Source organism: Rhizobium sp. S152, assembly GCF_030380735.1.
GTDB lineage: Bacteria > Pseudomonadota > Alphaproteobacteria > Rhizobiales > Rhizobiaceae > Rhizobium.
Window position 1 is genome coordinate 260,913 of the sequence record NZ_JAUDRZ010000030.1, and the last position, 9,122, is coordinate 270,034.

Sequence of the window (9,122 nt, forward strand, 5' to 3'; positions counted from 1 at the left end):
TTATTGTCGTTTTTTCGCGATGGCGCGGCGCCCGGGATTTGCCGCTGACCATCGCAGTTTGAGGGCTTTCAGCCCATGAAGGAGACAGGCATGAACCAAGAGGTCATGAATCTTTTCAATCCGCAGGTGCCTGCGCAGAATTTCGATTCCATCCGGATCTCGATTGCGTCTCCGGAGAAGATTCTCTCCTGGTCTTATGGTGAGATCAAGAAGCCGGAAACGATCAACTATCGTACGTTCAAGCCTGAACGCGATGGTCTGTTCTGCGCCCGCATCTTCGGACCGATCAAGGACTACGAATGCTTGTGCGGTAAGTACAAGCGCATGAAGTACAAGGGCATCATCTGCGAAAAGTGCGGCGTCGAAGTTACGCTGTCGCGCGTTCGCCGTGAGCGCATGGGCCATATCGAGCTCGCAGCTCCCGTTGCCCACATCTGGTTCCTGAAGTCGCTGCCCTCGCGCATCTCGACGCTGCTCGACATGACGCTAAAGGATGTCGAGCGCGTTCTCTACTTCGAACACTACATCGTCACCGAGCCGGGCCTCACCGCGCTCAAGGAGCACCAGCTCCTGACGGAAGAAGAGTACATGCTGGCCGTCGATGAATACGGCGAAGACCAGTTCACAGCCATGATCGGCGCCGAAGCCATCTTCGAGATGCTGGCATCGATGAACCTTGAGAAGATCGCGGGCGACCTGCGCTCGGATCTGGCCGACACCACGTCGGATCTCAAGCAGAAGAAGCTGATGAAACGCCTGAAGATCGTCGAGAACTTCATGGAGTCGGGCAACCGTCCGGAATGGATGATCATGAAGGTCGTCCCGGTCATCCCGCCGGACCTGCGCCCGCTGGTTCCGCTCGATGGCGGCCGTTTCGCGACGTCCGATCTGAACGATCTGTACCGCCGCGTCATCAACCGTAACAACCGTCTGAAGCGCCTGATCGAACTGCGCGCTCCCGGCATCATCATCCGCAACGAAAAGCGCATGCTGCAGGAATCTGTGGACGCGCTGTTCGACAACGGCCGCCGTGGCCGCGTCATCACCGGCGCCAACAAGCGTCCGCTGAAGTCGCTGTCCGACATGCTGAAGGGCAAGCAGGGCCGCTTCCGCCAGAACCTTCTCGGCAAGCGCGTCGACTATTCCGGCCGTTCGGTCATCGTGACCGGTCCGGAACTGAAGCTGCACCAGTGCGGCCTGCCGAAGAAGATGGCGCTCGAGCTCTTCAAGCCGTTCATCTACGCCCGCCTCGACGCCAAGGGTTACTCCTCGACCGTCAAGCAGGCCAAGAAGCTGGTTGAAAAGGAAAAGCCTGAGGTCTGGGATATCCTCGATGAGGTCATCCGCGAGCATCCGGTTCTCCTGAACCGCGCACCGACGCTGCACCGCCTGGGTATCCAGGCCTTCGAACCTATCCTGGTCGAAGGCAAGGCCATCCAGCTGCACCCGCTCGTCTGCACGGCCTTCAACGCCGACTTCGACGGTGACCAGATGGCCGTTCACGTGCCGCTGTCGCTCGAAGCCCAGCTCGAAGCCCGCGTCCTGATGATGTCGACGAACAACATCCTGCACCCGGCAAACGGTGCACCGATCATCGTTCCGTCGCAGGACATGGTTCTCGGCCTCTACTACCTCGCGATCATGAACCAGAACGAGCCGGGCGAAGGCATGGCCTTCTCCGACCTCGGTGAACTGCATCACGCGCTCGAAAACAAGGTCGTGACGCTGCACTCCAAGATCCGCGGCCGCTTCAAGTCGATTGACGAGGATGGCAAGCCCTACTCGAAGATCTATGAAACGACCCCTGGTCGTCTGCTCATCGGCGAACTGCTGCCGAAGAACGGCAAGGTGACCTTCGACATCTGCAACCAGGAAATGACCAAGAAGAACATCTCCAAGATGATCGACACGGTCTACCGTCATTGCGGTCAGAAGGACACGGTCATCTTCTGCGACCGCATCATGCAGCTCGGCTTCACCCACGCCTGCCGCGCCGGCATTTCGTTCGGCAAGGACGACATGGTTATCCCGGATTCCAAGGCGAAGATCGTTGGCGACACCGAAAACCTCGTCAAGGAATACGAGCAGCAGTACAATGACGGCCTGATCACTCAGGGCGAAAAGTACAACAAGGTCGTTGACGCATGGGGCAAGGCAACCGAAAAGGTCGCCGAAGACATGATGGCCCGCATTAAGGCCGTCGAATTCGACGACAAGACCGGTCGCCAGAAGCCGATGAACGCCATCTACATGATGTCGCACTCGGGTGCCCGTGGTTCTCCGAACCAGATGCGTCAGCTGGGCGGCATGCGCGGTCTCATGGCCAAGCCGTCGGGTGAAATCATCGAAACGCCGATCACGTCGAACTTCAAGGAAGGTCTGACCGTCAACGAGTACTTCAACTCGACCCACGGTGCACGTAAGGGTCTTGCGGACACGGCTCTGAAGACGGCTAACTCCGGTTACCTGACCCGTCGTCTCGTCGACGTCGCCCAGGATTGCATCGTCAACCTCGTGGATTGCGGCACCGACAAGGGCCTCACCATGACCGCCATCGTCGATGCCGGTCAGGTCGTTGCTTCGCTCGGCGCTCGTATCCTCGGCCGTACGGCTCTCGACGATATCGATCATCCGGTTACCGGCGAACGTCTCGTCGACGCCGGCAAGATGATCCTCGAGCCCGATGTCATCGAGATCGAAAAGGCTGGTATCCAGTCGATCCGCATCCGTTCGGCTCTGACCTGCGAAGTTCAGACCGGAGTTTGCTCCGTCTGCTACGGTCGCGACCTTGCACGCGGTACGCCCGTCAACATGGGCGAAGCCGTCGGCGTTATCGCGGCTCAGTCGATCGGCGAGCCGGGCACGCAGCTCACCATGCGTACGTTCCACCTTGGTGGCACGGCAAACGTGGTCGACCAGTCGTTCCTGGAAGCCTCGTACGAAGGTACGATCCAGATCAAGAACCGCAACGTTCTGCGCAACTCGGACAACGTCCTCGTCGCGATGGGCCGCAACATGACCGTTCAGATCCTGGACGAGCGTGGTGTCGAGCGCTCCTCGCAGCGTGTTGCTTACGGTTCGAAGCTGCATGTGGACGAAGGCGACAAGGTCAAGCGCGGTCAGCGTCTGGCAGAGTGGGACCCCTACACCCGTCCGATGATGACGGAAGTGGCTGGTACCGTTCAGTTCGAAGACGTTGTCGACGGTCTCTCCGTTCTCGAAGCGACCGACGAATCCACGGGTATCACCAAGCGTCAGGTTATCGACTGGCGTTCGACCCCGCGCGGTTCGGACCTCAAGCCGGCAATCGTCATTCTCGATGCCAGCGGCAGCGTCATGAAGCTGCCGCGCGGTGCCGATGCACGCTTCCAGCTGTCGGTCGACGCGATCCTGTCGGTCGAGCCTGGTCAGAAGGTTTCCCAGGGTGACGTGCTTGCACGTTCGCCGCTGGAAAGCGCAAAGACCAAGGACATCACCGGTGGTCTGCCGCGTGTTGCCGAACTGTTCGAAGCGCGTCGTCCGAAGGACCACGCCATCATCGCTGAGATCGATGGTACGATCCGCCTCGGCCGCGACTACAAGAACAAGCGTCGCGTCATCATCGAGCCGGCGGAAGACGGTGTCGAGCCTGTCGAATACCTGATCCCGAAGGGCAAGCCCTTCCACCTTCAGGAAGGCGACTACATCGAAAAGGGTGATTACATCCTCGACGGTAACCCGGCTCCGCACGACATCCTGGCGATCAAGGGCGTCGAGGCTCTGGCTTCGTACCTGGTCAACGAAATCCAGGAAGTCTATCGTCTTCAGGGCGTTGTCATCAACGACAAGCACATCGAAGTGATTGTCCGTCAGATGCTGCAGAAGGTGGAAATCACCGATGCAGGCGACTCGACCTATATCGTCGGCGACAACGTCGACCGTATCGAGCTCGAAGACGTCAACGACGGCTTGATCGAACAGGGCAAGAAGCCGGCCTACGGCGATCCGGTTCTGCTCGGCATCACCAAGGCGTCGCTGCAGACGCCGTCCTTCATCTCGGCCGCTTCCTTCCAGGAAACGACGAAGGTGCTGACGGAAGCTGCGATCGCCGGCAAGACCGACGGCCTGCAGGGTCTGAAGGAAAACGTCATCGTTGGCCGCCTCATCCCGGCCGGTACCGGTGGCACCATGACGCAGATCCGCCGTATCGCGACCTCGCGCGACGAGCTGATCCTGGAAGAGCGCCGCAAGGGTACGGGTGCGGATGTCGCAACCCCGATGCTCCAGGATCTCGCCAGCGAAAACGCACCGGCTGCCGAGTAATCGGCAGCGCGGTCCGCGCGATGGAAAAGACAAGAAAGCCGCCCGGAGCGATCCGGGCGGCTTTTTCGTTTCAGATTTTGAAGCGGGCAGGGGCTGCGTGGTTCAGCCGATCATTGGCAGGCAATGTTCCATGCCGTACGTCCGGAAACTCAGGCTCATCGAAAACCAGAAGCCGGTCACGCCATGTGGCGTAGATCAGCACTTTCAGCGCATCCGGCTCCATGCCCGTCTCAGCTGAACCGGATGATGGCGACTTCGCCGTCGACGGCGCCCTGATAGGCGGAAGCGTGCGGCTCTTCCGCCGGTACTTCCGTCAGCATACCGATCTGGTCGAGGTCGGCCTCGATGAAGCCTTCTTCGGCCAGTGCGTTGAGCGCCGTGCGTACGGCGCTGTCCTCGTCGGCGCCCCTCAGCATGATGTGAAGGTCGACACCCTCACTGGCATCGGTTTCATATCCTTTGCCGATGATGATGAAGACCATCGGGCCTTCGGAATTGTTGTCGTTGTCGGGAGAAGTAATCATCCTAAGTCCTTCGATTCGGATTTGAATCTGTTTTCAGGCACTTGGCCCTTGCAATCTGTGATTCCTTAGCCGCTTTCGCCGCAATGCCCAAGTTTAACTTGGCGTCTCCCGCCGATTTTGCCATAAGCTCCCCAAAGAGGGCCGAAAGGCTGCGTTTCAAGGCGTTCCGCCGAAGATTATTTCTTAACAGCCTTGACGCGAGGACGGGAAACCAGTAGTACCCGCGCCATCGGAACCCATGTGAGGCATGGCCATCGGGAGCGACGCGCCCCTGATATCACCTCAAACAAGGTTCGAAACGCACGTTGAAGATATGTTGCCTGCACGCATGACGCATTTCTTTTGCGTCCTCTGCTCTCGGTGGTCCATCTGCAAAAACAGATCGGGCCACGTTTTGCGCATTGAGACAAGCGTGTGATCTTGCCGGAGACGGCGTGAGTTACGCCCGCAAGGGTTCTGAGATAGAAACGTAAGGGATGGTTGAATGCCTACCGTAAACCAGCTGATCCGCAAGCCGCGCCAGCCAAACGTAAAGCGTAACAAGGTTCCTGCACTGCAGGAAAACCCGCAGAAGCGTGGTGTTTGCACCCGCGTCTACACCACGACGCCGAAGAAGCCGAACTCGGCTCTCCGTAAGGTCGCCAAGATTCGTCTCACCAACGGCTTTGAAGTCATCGGTTACATTCCTGGCGAAGGTCACAACCTTCAGGAACACTCCGTTGTCATGATCCGCGGCGGCCGCGTAAAGGACCTTCCGGGTGTCCGTTACCACATCATCCGCGGCGTTCTCGATACCCAGGGTGTCAAGAACCGCAAGCAGCGTCGTTCCAAGTACGGTGCGAAGCGTCCGAAGTAATTCGGACTTTTTTTGAATTCGGCGCTGCGTGAGGTCCTCCGCGTGGTAAAGCGCCTTAACGGTTAAGAGACGAGAAGTATGTCCAGACGTCACAGAGCAGAAAAGCGCGAGATCAACCCGGACCCGAAGTTCGGCGATCTCATCGTCACCAAGTTCATGAATGCGATCATGCTCGACGGCAAGAAGTCCGTCGCTGAAAGCATTGTTTACGGCGCGTTTGACTCCGTAGCGAACAAGTCGAAGCAGGAGCCGCTGGTTGTTTTCCACGCCGCCCTCGACAACATTGCTCCGCACGTAGAAGTCCGTTCGCGCCGCGTTGGTGGTGCTACGTATCAGGTTCCAGTCGATGTTCGTCCCGAGCGTCGTCAGGCCCTCGCAATTCGCTGGCTGATCACTGCCGCTCGCAAGCGCAATGAAACGACGATGGTCGATCGCCTGTCCGGCGAGCTTCTCGATGCATCCAACAACCGTGGCAGCGCCGTCAAGAAGCGCGAAGACACGCACAAGATGGCTGATGCCAACCGTGCGTTCTCGCACTATCGCTGGTAATCCCGAACGGTTCCGAAAGGCAGTCCATTATGGCTCGCGAATATAAAATCGAAGACTACCGTAATTTCGGTATCATGGCGCACATCGACGCCGGCAAGACGACGACGACCGAGCGTATCCTTTACTACACCGGCAAGTCGCACAAGATCGGCGAAGTGCACGATGGCGCGGCCACGATGGACTGGATGGAGCAGGAACAGGAACGTGGCATCACGATCACTTCCGCTGCGACCACGACCTTCTGGAAGGGTCGCGACGGCAAGATGCGCCGCTTCAACATCATCGACACTCCCGGCCACGTCGACTTCACCATTGAAGTCGAGCGTTCGCTGCGCGTTCTCGATGGTGCTGTTGCCCTTCTCGACGCCAACGCAGGCGTAGAGCCGCAGACGGAAACCGTCTGGCGTCAGGCTGAGAAGTACAACGTTCCGCGCATGATCTTCTGCAACAAGATGGACAAGACCGGCGCTGACTTCTACCGCTCCGTCGAGATGATCAAGACCCGTCTCGGTGCAACGGCCGTCGTCATGCAGCTGCCGATCGGCGCTGAAAGCGAATTCAAGGGCGTTGTCGACCTGATCGAGATGAACGCGCTCATCTGGCGCGATGAATCGCTCGGCGCCCAGTGGGACGTTGTCGAAATCCCTGCCGACATGAAGGAAAAGGCTGAAGAATATCGCGAAAAGCTGATCGAGACCGTTGTCGAGATCGACGAAGCCGCGATGGAAGCCTACCTCGAAGGCAACATGCCCGACAACGACCAGATCCGCGCGCTCGTCCGTCGCGGCACGATCGACGTCAAGTTCCACCCGATGTTCTGCGGCACCGCCTTCAAGAACAAGGGCGTTCAGCCGCTCCTCGACGCTGTTGTCGACTACCTGCCGTCGCCGCTCGACATTCCGGCGATCAAGGGTATCGACTTCAAGACGGAAGCCGAAATCGAACGTCATGCTGACGACGCCGAGCCGCTTTCCATGCTCGCGTTCAAGATCATGAACGACCCCTTCGTCGGTTCGCTCACCTTCGCCCGCATCTACTCCGGCAAGCTCGAAAAGGGCGCGTCGGTCATGAACACGGTCAAGGACAAGCGCGAGCGCGTCGGCCGCATGCTGCAGATGCACTCCAACTCGCGTGAAGACATCGAAGAAGCCTTCGCAGGCGACATCGTTGCTCTTGCCGGCCTCAAGGAAACCACCACTGGCGATACGCTCTGCGATCCGCTGAAGCCGGTTATCCTCGAGCGCATGGAATTCCCCGAGCCGGTCATCCAGATCGCGATCGAGCCGAAGACCAAGGGCGACCAGGAAAAGATGGGTCTCGCGCTCAACCGTCTGGCTGCTGAAGATCCGTCCTTCCGCGTGAAGACTGACCAGGAATCCGGTCAGACGATCATCGCCGGTATGGGCGAACTTCACCTCGACATTCTCGTCGACCGTATGCGTCGTGAGTTCAAGGTCGAAGCAACCGTCGGTGCTCCGCAGGTCGCCTACCGCGAAACCATCACGCGTCAGCACGAAGAAGACTACACGCACAAGAAGCAGTCCGGTGGTACCGGTCAGTTCGCGCGCGTCAAGATCATCTTCGAACCGAACCCGGAAGGCGAAGACTTCAAGTTCGAATCCAAGATCGTCGGCGGTGCAGTTCCGAAGGAATACATCCCGGGCGTTCAGAAGGGTATCGAAAGCGTTCTGTCCTCCGGTCCGCTGGCTGGCTTCCCGATGCTCGGCGTCAAGGCGACGCTCATCGACGGTGCCTTCCACGATGTTGACTCGTCGGTTCTGGCGTTCGAAATCGCTTCGCGTGCCTGCTTCCGTGAAGCAGCCAAGAAGGCCGGCGCTCAGCTCCTCGAGCCGATGATGAAGGTCGAAGTCGTAACGCCGGAAGACTACGTCGGCGACGTTATCGGCGACCTGAACTCGCGTCGTGGCCAGATCCAGGGCCAGGAAACCCGCGGTATCGCTGTTGTCATCAACGCGAACGTCCCGCTGGCGAACATGTTCAAGTACGTCGACAACCTGCGCTCCATGTCGCAGGGCCGCGCCCAGTACACGATGACCTTCGATCACTACGCGCCGGTCCCGTCGAACGTCGCAAACGAGATCCAGGCAAAGTATTCCGGTCAGAAGTGACCGGAATACCAATTGACCGATAACAAGAATTAGATCCCCTCGGGGACTAGCAGAATTGGAGAGCCTAAATGGCAAAGAGTAAGTTTGAGCGCAACAAGCCGCACGTTAACATCGGCACGATCGGCCACGTTGACCACGGCAAGACGTCTCTGACGGCAGCGATCACGAAGTTCTTCGGCGAGTTCAAGGCGTACGACCAGATCGACGCTGCTCCGGAAGAAAAGGCACGCGGCATCACCATCTCGACGGCACACGTCGAATACGAGACGCCGAACCGCCACTACGCGCACGTCGACTGCCCCGGCCACGCCGACTACGTCAAGAACATGATCACCGGTGCTGCCCAGATGGACGGCGCGATCCTGGTTTGCTCGGCTGCCGACGGCCCGATGCCGCAGACCCGCGAGCACATCCTGCTGGCTCGTCAGGTTGGCGTTCCTGCCATCGTCGTGTTCCTCAACAAGGTCGACCAGGTTGACGACGCAGAACTCCTCGAGCTCGTCGAGCTGGAAGTTCGCGAACTTCTGTCGTCCTACGACTTCCCGGGCGACGACATCCCGGTCATCAAGGGCTCGGCTCTGGCCGCTCTCGAAGATTCGGACAAGAAGATCGGCGAAGACGCGATCCGCGAACTGATGGAAGCGGTCGACGCCTACATCCCAACGCCTGAGCGTCCGATCGACCAGCCGTTCCTGATGCCGATCGAAGACGTGTTCTCGATCTCGGGCCGTGGTACGGTTGTGACCGGCCGCGTCGAGCGTG

The 9,122-nt window shown here is 59.0% G+C and carries 6 protein-coding genes and 1 pseudogene; 5 read left to right on the plus strand and 2 right to left on the minus strand.

Features of this window, described 5'->3' with window-relative positions:
* Window positions 1–90: 90 nt before the first annotated feature.
* Complete coding sequence (gene rpoC, locus QTL95_RS25920; RefSeq protein WP_037187142.1) at window positions 91–4,302, plus strand: DNA-directed RNA polymerase subunit beta'; 4,212 nt, start codon at window positions 91–93, stop codon at window positions 4,300–4,302.
* Between the two features lie 136 nt (window positions 4,303–4,438).
* On the opposite strand, the pseudogene QTL95_RS25925 reads toward rpoC, so the two are convergent.
* Together QTL95_RS25925 and QTL95_RS25930 are read right to left on the minus strand one after the other, a co-directional pair.
* A pseudogene (locus tag QTL95_RS25925) lies at window positions 4,439–4,525 on the minus strand (DNA mismatch repair protein MutT); the annotation flags it as partial.
* A gap of 7 nt (window positions 4,526–4,532) precedes the next feature.
* Window positions 4,533–4,826 (minus strand): transcriptional regulator, encoded by a 294-nt coding sequence (locus tag QTL95_RS25930; protein WP_289722754.1) that lies wholly within the window; start codon window positions 4,824–4,826, stop codon window positions 4,533–4,535.
* A 484-nt stretch (window positions 4,827–5,310) separates the two neighbouring features.
* Here QTL95_RS25930 and rpsL point away from each other — a divergent pair, with 484 nt between their 5' ends.
* The 4 genes from rpsL to QTL95_RS25950 all read left to right on the plus strand — a co-directional run.
* Window positions 5,311–5,682 (plus strand): 30S ribosomal protein S12, encoded by a 372-nt coding sequence (gene rpsL, locus QTL95_RS25935; RefSeq protein ID WP_018902683.1) that lies wholly within the window; start codon window positions 5,311–5,313, stop codon window positions 5,680–5,682.
* Window positions 5,683–5,760: 78 nt separating this feature from the next.
* On the plus strand, window positions 5,761–6,231 hold the full coding sequence (gene rpsG, locus QTL95_RS25940) for a 30S ribosomal protein S7 (RefSeq protein ID WP_289722755.1): 471 nt from the start codon (window positions 5,761–5,763) through the stop codon (window positions 6,229–6,231).
* A gap of 29 nt (window positions 6,232–6,260) precedes the next feature.
* A complete protein-coding gene (gene fusA, locus QTL95_RS25945) occupies window positions 6,261–8,360 on the plus strand; it encodes an elongation factor G (protein WP_289722756.1) in 2,100 nt (699 codons plus the stop codon).
* 68 nt (window positions 8,361–8,428) lie between these two features.
* Window positions 8,429–9,122, plus strand: a 694-nt coding sequence (locus QTL95_RS25950; protein ID WP_289722757.1) for a GTP-binding protein, incomplete at its 3' end; no start/stop codon positions are given.

Bases quoted from the DNA above. Each gene is read 5' to 3' on its own strand.
- rpsG (WP_289722755.1), top strand. From the start codon at position 5,761: ATGTCCAGACGTCACAGAGCAGAAAAGCGCGAGATCAACCCGGACCCG.
- fusA (WP_289722756.1), top strand. From the start codon at position 6,261: ATGGCTCGCGAATATAAAATCGAAGACTACCGTAATTTCGGTATCATG.
- rpsL (WP_018902683.1), top strand. From the start codon at position 5,311: ATGCCTACCGTAAACCAGCTGATCCGCAAGCCGCGCCAGCCAAACGTA.
- QTL95_RS25930 (WP_289722754.1), bottom strand. From the start codon at position 4,826: ATGATTACTTCTCCCGACAACGACAACAATTCCGAAGGCCCGATGGTC.
- rpoC (WP_037187142.1), top strand. From the start codon at position 91: ATGAACCAAGAGGTCATGAATCTTTTCAATCCGCAGGTGCCTGCGCAG.